The organism is Lacticaseibacillus salsurae, from assembly GCF_045862175.1.
GTDB classification, from domain to species: Bacteria; Bacillota; Bacilli; order Lactobacillales; family Lactobacillaceae; genus Lacticaseibacillus; species Lacticaseibacillus salsurae.
The window spans coordinates 1-13914 of record NZ_BAAFZI010000032.1; the positions used below are offsets into that span (position 1 = coordinate 1).

The window sequence follows — 13914 nt, forward strand, 5'->3', positions numbered from 1 at the left end:
AAAATACCATTATCCCTGCATCCATCATAGTTCCTTAAACAATTAAATAACAAAAAAGCCTCCCACGGTCGGGGAGACCTTCAAAGGATAAAAACTATCCTTCAACACCATTTGACAAATTTCCAAAATAATTCGGCTTTTCAGCGCAAAAAAAAGCCTGACCACGATCGGTCAGACTTTTTGAGGTCACTACTTGGTGAATTCTTGGACCAGTTTGATGTTATCTTCGTTGGATTCAGATTCAGTCACGGCTTTTTCAGCCAACTTCTTCATATCTTCTGTTGATAACTTCTTCATCAAGCTGCGCACTTTCAATACGGAGCTTGCGGACATGGAGTATTCATCCAAGCCCATACCCAGTAAGATCGGTACCATGACAGGGTCGCCAGCCGCTTCCCCGCACATACCAGCCCACTTGCCTTCCTTATGCGCCGCATCGATGACGTTCTTGATCAAACGCAAGATGGATGGGTTGTAAGGTTGATACAAGTAAGAAACGCGTTCGTTACCACGATCTGCGGCCATGGTGTAGCCGATCAAGTCGTTGGTCCCAATGGAGAAGAAGTCAACATGCTTGGCAAATTGATCAGCTAACACAGCGGCAGCTGGAATTTCCATCATCATGCCTAATTCGATATCGTCGCCGATCTTAACGCCATCAGCCACTAACTTCGCTTTTTCTTCTTCAAAGATCTTCTTGGCTGCTTCAAATTCGGCGATCGTGGCGATCATAGGGAACATGATGCCTAACTTGCCAAATGCTGAAGCGCGCAACAATGCCCGCAACTGCGTACGGAAAATGTCATCGCGATCCAAAGAGATCCGAATCGCCCGGTAGCCCATGAATGGGTTTTGTTCTTCTGGTAATGGCAAATATGGTAAGTGCTTGTCGCCACCAATATCCATGGTCCGAACAACCACTTGTTTTGGACTCATCGTTTCGAGAACTTGTTTGTAAGCTTCGAATTGATCGTCTTCAGTTGGTAATTCGCTAGAATCCATGTACAAGAATTCGGAACGATACAAACCGATGGCTTCAGCCCCGTTAGCCAAAACGCCATCGAGGTCTTTTGGTGTGCCGATGTTAGCGGCAATGGTGAAGTGCTTGCCATCAGCGGTAATGGACTTGGCTGTCTTTAAAGTGGCCCATTCAGCCTTTTGTGCGGCATAATCAGAGGCTTCTTTTTGAGAAGCTTTGATCTGTTCGTCACTTGGGTCGATGGTGATCTCACCAGTCAAGCCGTCAACAGTCAACATTTGCCCGTCTTTGACATCTGCGGTAATGGATTTGGTCCCCACGACAGCAGGAATTTCCAAAGAACGTGCCATGATCGCAGAGTGCGCCGTGCGGCCGCCAATATCAGTGACGAAAGCTTTGACGTACTTTTTGTTCAATTGGGCAGTATCACTTGGGGTCAAGTCGTGAGCGACCACGATCACTTCAGAGTCGATCAGCGCTGGGTTTGGCAGCGTGCGACCCAATAAGTGTGCCAATACACGCGTGTAAACGTCGCGGATATCTGCGGCGCGTTCTTGCATGTAGGGGTTGTCAGTCATGGCTTCAAACGTGGAGATGAACATGTCGGACACGTCTTTTAAGGCTTGTTCGGCATTGACCTTGTCATCGTTGATTTTGCTTTCGATCGCGCCAGTAAATTCTGGGTCTGCAAGGATCATCATGTGGGCGTCGAAAACTTGTGCTTCTTCTTCGCCTAAGGATTCAGCCGCTTTGTCACGGATCAATTGGAGTTCGTCTGTGCTTTGCTTTAAAGCAGAATGCAGGCGCTGAACTTCAGCGTCTGCATCTTTAACGGAACTCTGCTTGAATGACAAATCGGGTTGCACCAACATGTAGGCTTTCGCAGTTGCGATACCATCACTTGCGGCGATCCCTTTGAGTTGCTTTGTCATTAGTCAGAGAGGCCTTCCTTCTTCATGGTTTCTTCGATAGCAGCAATTGCGTCTGCTTCGTCGGCGCCTTCAGCGGAAATGGTGACATCAGCACCTTGGCCAACACCCAGGGACATAACGCCCATGATGGACTTCAAGTTAACGCTCTTGCCCTTGTATTCCAGGTTGATGTCGGCATTAAACTTGCTGGCAGCTTGTACCAAAAGGGTCGCCGGACGGGCGTGGATACCTGTTTCTGCAATAACATTAAATTCGCGTTTTTCCATGAGTAATCTGCTCCTTCGTCATTTGAAAAAAATTTTTGCCGAATAGAATGGCTTCATTCTATCTCCTGTAAACCTTACCATTATTCCGTTTTCACGACAAGTATTATTTATGGTCAAGCGGGTGGTAATGGTAATAAATCACGCCTTCGCGCCTTGCAGTGCCTACGATTTCTTTACGCGCAGGATAATTGGTCCAAGCGCGCCGAAATGCTGCAAAAGTGGTCGGATCAATTTTGATCTCGTCGATCTGTCCAGCACGCAGCTGATCCATCAACGCGGTGTAGTCTACGGACATATTAAGTGAGCCCCTCCTTTCAACAACACCTTAATGTTAGCATTATCATCGCCGGTAAACAACCGCTAAAACCTCACATACCAAGGGTTTCACGATTAATTTAGCACTCTCGGCATTAGAGTGCTTGCTTTTCAAAAATAAGCGTGTATACTGAGTTTTGGTCAATGAAGGTCAGTCGGCTTTCAATCGACGAGCTTATATAGAAAGGTAGTGACGAAATGCTTTGTGAGAACTGTCATCAAAACCCCGCAACGATCCACTTGTACACCAGCGTCAATGGGACGAAACAAGAGATCAACTTGTGTCAGAATTGCTACCAACAGTTGAAACAACAAGCAGGAGGCCAAATGCAACCAACCAATGCAAATGATCCTTTTGGCTTCAATGGCCTCGATGACATTTTCAAGGCTATGAGCCAAGGCATGGACCAAAATCCACAACAACCTCAAACCCCACCGACCCAAAGTGGTCAAAACGGCGGTGGTAACAATCGCCGCGGCAATGGGAATTCCGTCCTTGGCCAATTCGGGGTCAACTTGACCCAAAAGGCCAAAAATGGCGAGATCGACCCAGTGATCGGCCGTGACGGTGAAATCGCTCGGGTCATTGAGATCTTGAACCGGCGCACCAAAAACAACCCTGTGTTGATCGGTGAAGCCGGTGTCGGGAAAACTGCCGTAGTCGAAGGTTTAGCCTTAAAGATCGCAAACGGCGATGTCCCAACGAAACTCCAAGATCGTCAAGTGATCCAACTCGACGTGGTTTCCTTAGTCCAAGGCACTGGCATTCGCGGTCAGTTTGAACAACGGATGCAACAGTTATTAGATGAATTAAAGAAGTCTGATAACACCATTTTGTTCATTGATGAGATCCACGAAATCGTTGGCGCCGGCAACGCTGAAGGCGGCATGGACGCTGGCAACGTGTTAAAGCCAGCATTAGCGCGTGGCGAACTCCAATTAGTTGGGGCCACCACCAACAACGAATATCGTCAAATCGAAAAAGATGCTGCTTTGGCCCGGCGCTTGCAGCCAGTGACTGTCGACGAACCCAGTGTCGAAGAAACTGAAGCGATCCTCAAAGGCATTCAAAAGCGCTACGAAGATTTCCATCATGTGAAATATACTGACGACGCGATCAAAGCAGCGGTGACCTTGTCCAACCGCTACATCCAAGACCGCTACTTGCCAGATAAAGCCATCGACTTATTGGATGAATCTGGTTCGAAGAAGAACTTGACCATCAAAGTCGTTGACCCTGACGCGTTAAAGAAGAAGATCGCAGACGCGGAAAGTCAAAAACAAGCCGCATTAAAGCAAGAAGACTATGAAAAAGCCGCCTTTTATCGCGACCAAGTCAACAAGCTTGAAAAAATGCAACAAGATCAAGCCGCCGTATCTGATGAAGATACCCCGACTGTCACTGAAAAAGATATGGAGCAGATCGTCGAACAAAAGACCCATATCCCAGTTGGCGAACTCAAGCAACAAGAACAACAGCAGTTGCAAACCTTGGCGCCTGATCTTAAAGCCCATGTCATCGGCCAAGATAACGCCGTTGATAAAGTGGCGCGTGCCATTCGTCGCAACCGCATCGGCTTTAACAAAACCGGTCGTCCGATCGGCAGTTTCTTATTCGTCGGCCCTACCGGCGTTGGGAAAACGGAATTAGCCAAGCAATTAGCCAAAGAGCTGTTCGGCTCACAAGAAGCGATGATCCGCTTTGACATGTCCGAGTACATGGAGAAATTCTCCGTGTCCAAGCTCATCGGGTCCCCTCCTGGCTATGTCGGCTATGAAGAAGCCGGCCAACTAACTGAGCAAGTACGGCGCAACCCATACAGTCTGATCTTGTTAGACGAAGTGGAAAAAGCCCATCCAGATGTCATGAACATGTTCTTGCAGATCTTAGACGATGGCCGCTTGACTGATTCTCAAGGACGCACGGTTTCGTTTAAAGACACGATCATCATCATGACCTCAAACGCCGGCTCCACTGATGCTGAAGCCAATGTCGGCTTTGGTGCCAGCATGAACGGCACCACCCATTCGGTGCTTGGTCAATTAGGCAACTACTTCAAGCCAGAATTCTTGAACCGCTTTGATGACATTGTTGAGTTCAAGTCCTTGTCTAAGGCTGACTTGATGCAGATCGTCGGCTTGATGATCACTGACACCAATGCCAACATCCATGACCAAGGTTTGACGATCCATGTCACTGACCCCGTCAAGGAAAAGTTAGTCACGTTAGGCTATGATCCTGCCATGGGTGCTCGCCCATTGCGCCGGGTCATCCAAGAACAAATCGAAGACCGCGTGGCGGATTACTATCTCGACCATCCTGCGGCTAAGAACTTGGAAGCGCGCATCGCCAATGGTGAGATCGCCATTTCCGAAAAAGCTGAATAACCTGTTTCATTGAAAAGCCAAGGCCGTATGCCTTGGCTTTTTTTGGCTTGCAAGGCCGCAAATCTGCGGGCTACGGCAAAAAGCACTCCGGCGGGCTGGTCATGGAACGCTATGCCGCTCGTCGGAGCTAACTTTGCATTCGCTACGCTCATAAACGCAAAGTGGATCTCCTTCTCGCTGGGGTCTAAGCGATAAATCGCTAAGACCCCCACGGCTGATGACCAGCCCGCCTGCGCACTTTTTGCCTTCGCCCACAGATTTTCTCCGTTAGCGCGTTGAATATTCAGGTCAATATATGTTTCGATGAAACAAGATCAGCATTTGGCCACTTCAGAAAGCGGGCCAAGTTATCATGGTCCAGATTTTCTCGAATCATTGTGACATTTCCTGCCATGGACCATTAGCCATGTTTGGTTTGTTATGCTAGTCCCCTAATCCCCACTGCATGCTTGTGTGAGTGCGATATTACAGACGCATGAGGTTCGGACTAGTAGGTATTGCCTACTAGTTGTCAAAATCACGCAAATCATCAACTGGTTGTGCAATAACCGGTCGTTTGGATCTGGGACGGAGGCTGGTTGCCACCGCATGGTGAGATTTCCGTTAGCGATTTATCGCTTACGGAAAGCCGCAGGGAAAGATCCGGCAAAACAGGAGTTGCGAGACATCCTGGCTAGCTTTTCCATCGGACCCTCACCATGCGGTGGCAACCAGCCGGAGTCCCAGATCCAAACGACCAGCTTTTCAGGAAAATTTTTCTTGAAAGATGCGCGCGAAATCAACAGGATGTGGGGCTTGTGCCTAGCAGTTTGAAGCCGCTTAAACTATAATGAAAGTAGGAATCAGAACCAGTTCGTTTTGAAAGGACGTGTTTGATTATGCGGTTGATCGATATTACCAATAGCTACCCGCACTTAGTTGCTCAGCAGCTGGCGCACACCGACACGCAATTTGTGAAAGTTTACTCGCTTGGCAGCACCACAGTGGTTTACACCCAAGCGGCAACGCATGATGAATTGCTTTTCACCAATGAGACTCGCAATGTACAAGATGCTGAGCTGGCCTTTACCTTGGAGAAATTATGCGGCGTCAGCCTCAAAGACGTCGATGTGGTCCGCGGACCAAAGCTGGCTGAGATCAGCTTGAACTCGCAATCTCGTAAAGCTGAATCTTAAAATCAATTGGAGTTCCCTATGAGTCTTTTGTCTCGCATCAAAGCGTGGCTTCAGCCAAAACCGGCGCCGCGTCCCACCGCGCAGACCATCAAACGCCCAGCTGCCAACACGCCGCCAGTAAAACCCAAAGCCAAACCTGCAGCCGCTCCCTTGCCACCAGCAACGGGTGTGGCTGATTCGCGTGTCCATGTGCGCGTCTATTATCAAAATGCCGTTGATCACACCATGTTGCATCAACCTGCTGACTTAATGGGTCATCCAGGTGAGCGTTTGCCGATCACTTGGGCGGTCATCCCCGGCTTTGTGTTAACTGCCATCAGCGGGTTCACGCAAGTCTTCCCACAAACTTCCCAAATGATTTTGTGCCGCTATTCCCCACGTGTCGCCGCGCCAGTGATGGTGTATCATCGCGATCAAAATGGCCGCTTGTTGCAAGTGCCTGAAGTGCTGACTGGCGTCGTCAACGAAACCTTTGTCGCCACACCTTTGGCGGAATTTGGCGATCATGTGGTTGGTGAATCTAAGCAAACAGGGACCTTTTCGGCCACGTCGCAACAATTGCAATTTGACTACAACTTAACGCCACTAGAACGCGGAAAAGCGCCTGAAGAAGCCTATATTCAACTTAAAACTGCCAAGCTGGCTTACTCAGCGCCGCTTGCTGGAAAGCCACTGCGCCAAGCATTACCGGCGAACACCTTTTGGCGCGTATATGCCTTAATGCGCGATACAAACACGCACACTGTGTGGTTGAATGTTGGCGGGGCGCAATGGATCACTGCCGATGACACTTTGGGTCAAGCCGATAATCCGTTTTTACCTGATCCCACCCCACTGGCCTTACCGCATACTTTGTTTACTACTGACGAAGTGGCCACCAACCGCCGCGGCGTCTGCATTGCCGATGCCACCCGTTGGCAGGCGCCTTTTGGCCAAGTCTGTGCCAAGCGCCTGGTCGAAGGCCAAAGTGTGACCATTACGGCGATCGCAGAATTGGACAATCACTCCAAGTGGTATCGCTTGGCTGACAACAGCTATGTACTGGCCACTTTCATCAAGCTCCACTAAAGACGCGTGAGGCGTCTTTTTTTTGCAGCAAAAAAGCCAAGCACACGGCTTGGCTAAGCAAAACTTATTTGGCAAAAAATGGTACCGAACCGTCAACGGCTTCGGCGATCTCGTCTGAATAAGGGGCGATGGTCATGCCTAATTCAGAATCAGCCAAGTATTCATTGGCAATCACTGTCAGCTGATCAAAGTATTCACTGTAATCATCTAACACTTGCATATCCAAAATCAAGAAGAACGATTGTTGATCGCCGATGGTCAAGGTTTTGATCCAGGCTTTTTGCACCAAGTCGTCACTGGCAAATTTGTCTGCCAAAGATTCCAACAACCCTTCTGGCGCTTTTTGGCTGTCGCCGATGTGCACCGGTTGGTCGGTTTGGTCATGACGCGCTTGGGCCTGTTTGTTCAAATCGATCAACGAATCGCGGTCCAAGGTGATGTTGTCTTCAAACGGATTGATCACTGCGCCTTGCACGTCATCGTTTGAGGCGATCAAGTTGACCATTTCTGAGAAGTTGATCACCACGCCATGGCAACGATCGACAGTGTCTTGGTTGCCGCCGTCGATCCATTGATCCAGTAGCGTTGAAGCGGCTTGCCAATCAGTGAAAAATGGATGGAAGGTTTTGTCGTCTTCGCCAGTCAACAATGGAAACGAGATCTCCATGGGTTGATCGAAGTCCAAATGGCCGTCTTCAGTCGTTGGCACCTCCGAGTCGCTTAAGGCAAAGGTGATCAAGTTGGCATTTTCGACTAAGTTCTCCAAGAAAGCGGACATGTTTTCTTGGGATTGGTCAAGGGTGACTGAGCGCCACAAGCCTAACAGATCATCATTGGTGACTTGGTGCACTGGGTCGACTGGGTGATCATTGGAATGGTTCTGGTCTGCATCATTGTTACCAAAGTTGAAAATTCCCATGGTTGACGCCTCCTATAGTTTTGACGTTAAAGTGACATCCGGGTACTTGTCAGCAAACCAGCGCAAAGCGTATTGGTTTTCAAACAAGAACAACGGGTCATCGTGAATATCTTTGACCAACAAGTTACGCGAGCTGGACATTTTCTCATCTAGTTGTTCTGGGTCGATCCAACGCGCCACGCGGCTGCCGATCGGGCTCATTTCAACTTCTGAATTGTATTCGTTTTGCATCCGGAATTTGAACACTTCAAACTGCAACTGCCCCACCGCACCTAGAATGTAATCGTTGGTCGAATAGGTCCGATATAATTGCACGGCCCCTTCTTGCACCAGCTGTTGCATGCCTTTGTGAAATGACTTTTGCTTCATGACATTTTTGGCGGTGACGCGCATGAATAATTCTGGGGTAAATTGCGGCAAGGCTTCGTATTCGCGTTTTTGCTTGCCGGCATAAATCGTATCGCCGATTTGGAAATTACCCGTGTCATATAACCCGACAATGTCACCAGCCACAGCGGTTTGCACGGCTTCACGCGAGTCTGACATGAATTCCGTGGCGTTGTTCAAGCGCAACGTTTTGCCAGTGCGGGCTAAAGTGACATCCATCCCCCGTTCAAACTCGCCAGTCCCAATGCGGACAAAGGCGATGCGATCACGGTGGTTCGGGTTCATGTTGGCTTGGATCTTGAAGACAAAGCCGGAGAAATCAGGCGTTGTCGGCAACAGTTCTTCGCCATCTTGCATGGTGTGGGGACCTGGTTCTGGTGCCATTTCAACGAAGTGCTTCAAGAATGTTTCCACCCCAAAGTTGGTCAAAGCGGAACCGAAAAATACTGGCGTTTGATCGCCGGCCATGATTTTTTTCAAATCATACTGGTTCCCAGCATCGTTAAGCAAGTCGATATCATCTAAGGTATCGCGGTAAGTCGATTCATTGGCGATCGGTTCGCTAGGATCGAGTTTGCCGTCTTGATCCAATGGCAAGAATTTCTCGCCGGCTTCGTTTTCTCGGTACAACTCGATTTGGTTGGCCATGCGATCGTATAAGCCGATCAAGCCTTTGCCCATCCCCATTGGCCAGTTCATGGCAAAACCTTCGATGCCCAATAAGTCTTCGAGTTCAGCGATCAGGTCCAGCGGTTCGCGGCCATCACGATCAAGTTTGTTCATGAAGGTGAAAATCGGGATCCCGCGTTGTTTGACGACTTTGAAGAGTTTTTTGGTTTGCGCTTCGATCCCTTTGGCCGAATCGATCACCATCACTGCTGCGTCAACGGCCATTAAGGTCCGATACGTATCTTCAGAGAAATCTTCATGCCCTGGCGTGTCCAAAATGTTGATGCGCTTGCCGGCATAGTCGAATTGCATCACCGAACTGGTGACAGAGATCCCACGTTGTTTTTCAATTGCCATCCAGTCAGACTTGGCAAAATGCCCTGACTTTTTGGCTTTAACAGTACCGGCTTCACGGATCACACCCCCAAATAACAACAGTTGCTCGGTGATGGTGGTTTTCCCGGCATCCGGGTGAGAGATAATCGCAAACGTGCGCCGCTTGGCGACTTCATCTTTTAAGACTTGAGGTTTCATTAAATGTCCTTTCAAACGTCACTTGGGTCAAAGCCCGCGAAAAGCGCTTCGAGCAAAAAAGTCGAAGCGTGGTCGTTATCCATTATAAAGAAAACCCAAGCCCGCGTCTACCTACACTTATGGCGCGTCACGTTAGGCTTGATGTGCGCAACCATATTTTTGACCCAGATTAAATCCGTGCTATAATAAATGAAAATATTATGAGAAACCAGGGATCAGCATGGAAATCAAAACCACCACCCACCTTGAATCACAAACCTACCGCGACGCCTTGGCGATCCGTACCGCTGTTTTCGTTCACGAACAAGGCGTGGATCCACATTTGGAAGTCGACGCCAATGAAGACTTGTGCACATATTTTGTGGCGTATGAAGCTGGCTTGCCGATCGGTACGGCGCGCTTGTTGCCAGAAGACTATGGCTATCATGTCCAGCGTGTCGCCGTGGAAAAAGCATACCGCCATCACGGTGTTGGCAAAGCCTTACTAGAAGCCATGCAAACCTTTGCCAAAGCCGTCCAAGCCCCAGAAATTCGCTTAGGCGCGCAAGTCCAAGCATTAGGCTTTTACAAAGCGTTAGGTTACACGCCAACGGATAAACCAGAATTTATGGAAGCCGGCATTCGCCATCGTGAAATGCATATGATGCTGTAAGCAAACCGGCCGTCGACACAAATTCGACGGCTTGTTTAGTCCGGCAAAATCTAGACCTGGAAGTCCTTAGCCGGCTAACTATCTGCGCGGCCTGAAATCAAATCAAAAACCACCTTCGCCGCAAGCGTTGGTGGTTTTGACGTTACTGTGCTAAATAATGATCCACGATTGCGACTAATGCGTCAGTGGCGCGCGAATCGCCGACGAGTTTCGTATAATACTCAGCAAAGCGTTCATCAGCCAAATATAGTTTGACGATGCCTTGATGCATGCTCGGCGAATACTTTGGCGTGGTAACTTTCAGCCAGTTGCGGTGCGCTTCAAACACTTGTTGCGCCACTGTGCTTGGCAGCGTGGGTTCAGCCAGATAGGCGATCAAGCCCGCTTTCAGTTGCGCTTCTAATGTTTGCATTTGGGTATATTGCGCCTCAGTTAAACCCATGAAATGCTGATCGGCGGCACGTTTGGCAGCATCCCCATAAGTGGCGACGACTTCTTGGCCATATTGAGCATCATTTTGAGCCAGTTTGGCTTGCTTGAACGCGGCGAATTTCTGCGGATCGGTCATGTGGTGGTCTCCTTGTAAATTTTGTCGGGTCAACAACAGGCGCAAGCGACTTTGCGCCAAGCGGTCTAATTTGGTGGCTAAGACCTTTTCTTGATCAGCCAGCGCTTGCAGTTGCACTGACGCTGGCGCATCCAGCAGCGACTTGATCGCCTTAAGTGAAAATCCCAGCTCAGTGAACATCAGCACTTGTTGCAAGCGATCGGCATCGGCGCTTGAATACTGGCGATAACCATTGGCAGCAACGTTTGGTTCCACCAACCCCAACTGGTGATAATACCGCAATGTCCGTGGCGTCACCCCAGACAGCTGGGCAAATTCTTGAATGGTATAAGTCATGGCACCCTCCTGTTGACTTTCCAACCATAAGCCTTCTCGTCGCGTCAAGGTCAAGCGATCAGTCAAAAAAAGTGCGGCGATCATCGCCACACTTTTGCTTTAATCAAATTCGTCGTAGCCTTCCAATTGATCCAAGTTGATATAAAGCGTGTGCTTCACTTGCGCCACTTGGCCATCTTTGAGGCAATATTCTTCCAAATAATACGGGTGATCGGTTTGGCCGATATGTTGGGGCAAGGGGAAGCCGGCTTTTTCCAGGCGTTCTAGCCCTTTCATATAAGTGGTTTCCACTGGCAACATGCTCAATACCCCATTGGCATCTTCAACGGCTTGGCCGATGGTGCCAGCAGGCAGTTTAAGTTTTTCCAAACCGGCTGGGGCTGTGGCGTCTTTGGGCAAAATACTACCGATCCAGTATTGGAAAGTCCCATAAGGCGAAAAGATCAACAAATACGTTCGGTTCGGGTCGTCAGTTTGCTGATCCAATTTGTCAAAATGGCCTGCTTCATTGAATTCATCCCAGCAAGCGGAGAACGTCCCCATTTGATCGGTGTCTTCTGGCATGTAAACTTGCCCGACAAAACTCATTTCAGGTTGGGTCAATAATTCTGTCATGATTTCCTCCATTCAAAAGAAAAAGCCAGGGGCTCCCCCTGACTTTTGTTGGGTCTACACCCGGTGAGAGAGTTGCAAGTACCGGTTGTACCACAAGTCGATATAACTTTGTGAAAATGGTCCTTTGCCATGGTTGATCCAGTCGACCAACACTTTGACATTGGCTTTTAAGATGCGATCCGTCGTGACTGGGTATTGCCAGCGGCGACGGTGGGCTTCATATTCGTCAACGTCTAATAAGCGCTTTTCGCCGTCTGGGAACACTTTGACATCGAGATCATAATCAATATATTTCACCGCTTCCATATCCATGGTATACGGCGTGGCTAAGTTACAATAATACGACACGCCGCCTTCTCGGATCATAGCGATGACATTGAACCAATAATGCTTGTGGAAGTAAATAATTGCCGGCTCGCGGGTCAACCACCGCCGGCCATCGCTTTCGGTCACTAAAGTGTGATCGTTACAACCGATCAATGCGTCTTCGCTGGTTTTAAGAACCATTGTATCTCGCCATGTGCGGTGTAGGCTCCCATCGTGCTTGTAGCTTTGGATGGCGACTGAATCGCCTTCTTTGGGTATCCGCATCTTAAACCAGCTTCCTATTGATCTGTACCGCACAATTATACCAAAAAGATTTCCAACAATCCATGGCTCAATCATCAAACTCATCCAGCACCGCATCGATGGCATCCAGATCATAGCCTTTGCGATAAAGCGCCATTTTCACGCGATTGCGCCGCTCAAAGCCGGTGTATTTGCGCTTGGCTCGCCATTGCTTTTGCGCCTCTTGGACCAAACGCTCATGTTCGCCGTCAACGTCTGCTTGCAGATCCAGTTCTTGTAACCTCGCGTCGGCGACTGTGGCAGAAAAGCCTTTTTTGATCAACGCCAAGCGAATTTTTTGTTGCCGCTTGAAAAAAAGCTCCCGAGTGGTTTGATTGGCGGCTTTTTTGGCGGCGCGTCTGGCTGCTGGCAGCCAGTGATCGGCATCAACTTCAGCGATCGCCGCTTGGATCACTTGGTCGCTAAGTCCGCGCTGGATCAATTTTTGCGTCACCACACCTGGGCCTTTGTCGCCTAAGTTCAAGGCATCATGAATGAAACTTTGCGCGTATTGGGCGTCATCTAAATAATGCAAGTCCGCCAAATAAGCTAAGGTGTTGGCAATGACTGCAGGTGGGATCTGTGCGGCTTTGAGTTTTTCAGCGACTTCATGGCGGGTGCGCTGTTGCGCCGCTAAATAAGTCAGCGCCATGGCGTTGGCTTCGGCTTGTTGTTGGGCGGCTTTGACGTTGCTGACGGCTTGTTGGTCTAACACCATACCTTTGGTCAAGCGATATTTGACTAACGTGCTTTCACTGACACCAAAAGCAAATTTATCATCTAAAAATAAATTGAATCGCCCAGCGAGCTTTTGTGGGGTGATTTTCGTGATCGTTGGCATGAGTTTCCTTTCTTGGCAAGGTATTGATGTGCTATACTTACGGTAATTTCATGTGAGGAGACTAACGATGTTTGAAGCTTACTTCTTCGATAAACGGGCTACCATCAATTACCGCGTCTACCGCGTCCTAAAAGCCCTACAAAACACAGCCTTCACAGTCAACAAGCTGAGTCAAGAAGCACAGCTCAGTTACTCACAAACCTACAATGCCTTTCAAGACATCATGGCTGATCTGCAAAGCTTCAGTCCAGAGCCTGTCGCCACTGCCGATGAATCTGCGTTCAACTTACTCTCCCAAAACGTCACCGTCGATCAATATCGTTTCCATTTGTTGACACATTCCATGGCTTTCGCTTTTTTTGATTATTTATTCAAAACGCCGCAGCCAGATGTGCATGACTTTTGTACCCAACATGATATCAGTATCTCCACTTTACGCCGGCGCGTGGAGCCGTTCAAGGCTTACTTACAATCCAAAGGCGTCACCTTAAACACCAGCGCTTGGGGGCTGGAAGGCAGCGAATTGCGCATTCGCATGGTGATGCTCAACTTCTTTATCTTAGGTTATCGCGGCGTGGGTTGGCCTTTAGGCGACGCCGATTATCAACTTTGCTTAAGTGAATGTTCTCGCATCGCGCGCACTTATCCTGATTAATGGTTC

The 13914-nt window shown here is 48.9% G+C and carries 14 protein-coding genes; 5 read left to right on the forward strand and 9 right to left on the reverse strand.

The annotated features are described in order from the left end of the window. Positions 1 to 189 precede the first annotated feature (189 nt). The 3 genes from ptsP to ykzS form a co-directional block, all read right to left on the reverse strand. Positions 190 to 1911, reverse strand: coding sequence for a phosphoenolpyruvate--protein phosphotransferase (gene ptsP / locus ACKTSG_RS09520; protein WP_407894184.1), 1722 nt, complete (start codon positions 1909 to 1911; stop codon positions 190 to 192). Continuing rightward, positions 1911 to 2177 carry a phosphocarrier protein HPr gene (locus ACKTSG_RS09525; RefSeq protein WP_125707579.1) on the reverse strand — a complete coding sequence of 89 codons (267 nt, stop codon included), beginning with the start codon at positions 2175 to 2177 and terminating at the stop codon, positions 1911 to 1913. The genes ptsP and ACKTSG_RS09525 overlap by 1 nt, the downstream gene beginning before the upstream one ends. Positions 2178 to 2280: 103 nt before the next feature. Then, positions 2281 to 2472 (reverse strand): protein YkzS, encoded by a 192-nt coding sequence (ykzS, locus tag ACKTSG_RS09530; protein ID WP_407894186.1) that lies wholly within the window; start codon positions 2470 to 2472, stop codon positions 2281 to 2283. A 218-nt stretch (positions 2473 to 2690) separates the two neighbouring features. Here ykzS and ACKTSG_RS09535 point away from each other — a divergent pair, with 218 nt between their 5' ends. The 3 genes from ACKTSG_RS09535 to ACKTSG_RS09545 all read left to right on the forward strand — a co-directional run bounded on the left by ACKTSG_RS09535 (position 2691) and on the right by ACKTSG_RS09545 (position 7123). Beyond that, positions 2691 to 4880 carry an ATP-dependent Clp protease ATP-binding subunit gene (locus ACKTSG_RS09535; RefSeq protein WP_407894188.1) on the forward strand — a complete coding sequence of 730 codons (2190 nt, stop codon included), beginning with the start codon at positions 2691 to 2693 and terminating at the stop codon, positions 4878 to 4880. Between the two features lie 878 nt (positions 4881 to 5758). Beyond that, positions 5759 to 6055, forward strand: coding sequence for a DUF1827 family protein (locus ACKTSG_RS09540; RefSeq protein WP_407894190.1), 297 nt, complete (start codon positions 5759 to 5761; stop codon positions 6053 to 6055). Positions 6056 to 6073: 18 nt separating this feature from the next. Further along, positions 6074 to 7123, forward strand: coding sequence for a MucBP domain-containing protein (locus ACKTSG_RS09545; protein ID WP_407894192.1), 1050 nt, complete (start codon positions 6074 to 6076; stop codon positions 7121 to 7123). A 64-nt stretch (positions 7124 to 7187) separates the two neighbouring features. Here ACKTSG_RS09545 and ACKTSG_RS09550 read toward each other — a convergent pair whose 3' ends face one another. Next, a complete protein-coding gene (locus ACKTSG_RS09550; RefSeq protein WP_407894194.1) occupies positions 7188 to 8042 on the reverse strand; it encodes an SseB family protein in 855 nt (284 codons plus the stop codon). A gap of 12 nt (positions 8043 to 8054) precedes the next feature. Next, on the reverse strand, positions 8055 to 9632 hold the full coding sequence (locus ACKTSG_RS09555) for a peptide chain release factor 3 (protein WP_407894196.1): 1578 nt from the start codon (positions 9630 to 9632) through the stop codon (positions 8055 to 8057). A gap of 220 nt (positions 9633 to 9852) precedes the next feature. Between ACKTSG_RS09555 and ACKTSG_RS09560 the strand changes: the two genes are divergently transcribed. Beyond that, positions 9853 to 10284, forward strand: a complete 432-nt coding sequence (locus ACKTSG_RS09560; protein WP_407894198.1) for a GNAT family N-acetyltransferase — start codon at positions 9853 to 9855, stop codon at positions 10282 to 10284. A 142-nt stretch (positions 10285 to 10426) separates the two neighbouring features. On the opposite strand, the gene ACKTSG_RS09565 is transcribed toward ACKTSG_RS09560, so the two are convergent. The 4 genes from ACKTSG_RS09565 to recX all read right to left on the reverse strand — a co-directional run bounded on the left by ACKTSG_RS09565 (position 10427) and on the right by recX (position 13253). Further along, complete coding sequence (locus tag ACKTSG_RS09565) at positions 10427 to 11188, reverse strand: MerR family transcriptional regulator (RefSeq protein ID WP_407894200.1); 762 nt, start codon at positions 11186 to 11188, stop codon at positions 10427 to 10429. A gap of 99 nt (positions 11189 to 11287) precedes the next feature. Then, positions 11288 to 11803: a hypothetical protein gene (locus ACKTSG_RS09570; protein WP_407894202.1), complete on the reverse strand. Its 516-nt coding sequence runs from the start codon at positions 11801 to 11803 to the stop codon at positions 11288 to 11290. A 54-nt stretch (positions 11804 to 11857) separates the two neighbouring features. Continuing rightward, positions 11858 to 12394: a nucleoside tri-diphosphate phosphatase gene (gene ntdP, locus ACKTSG_RS09575; RefSeq protein ID WP_407894204.1), complete on the reverse strand. Its 537-nt coding sequence runs from the start codon at positions 12392 to 12394 to the stop codon at positions 11858 to 11860. 67 nt (positions 12395 to 12461) lie between these two features. Then, positions 12462 to 13253 carry a recombination regulator RecX gene (recX, locus tag ACKTSG_RS09580; protein ID WP_407894206.1) on the reverse strand — a complete coding sequence of 264 codons (792 nt, stop codon included), beginning with the start codon at positions 13251 to 13253 and terminating at the stop codon, positions 12462 to 12464. Between the two features lie 67 nt (positions 13254 to 13320). On the opposite strand from recX, the gene ACKTSG_RS09585 reads away from it, so the two are divergent. Further along, on the forward strand, positions 13321 to 13908 hold the full coding sequence (locus tag ACKTSG_RS09585; RefSeq protein ID WP_407894208.1) for a helix-turn-helix domain-containing protein: 588 nt from the start codon (positions 13321 to 13323) through the stop codon (positions 13906 to 13908). Positions 13909 to 13914 lie beyond the last annotated feature (6 nt).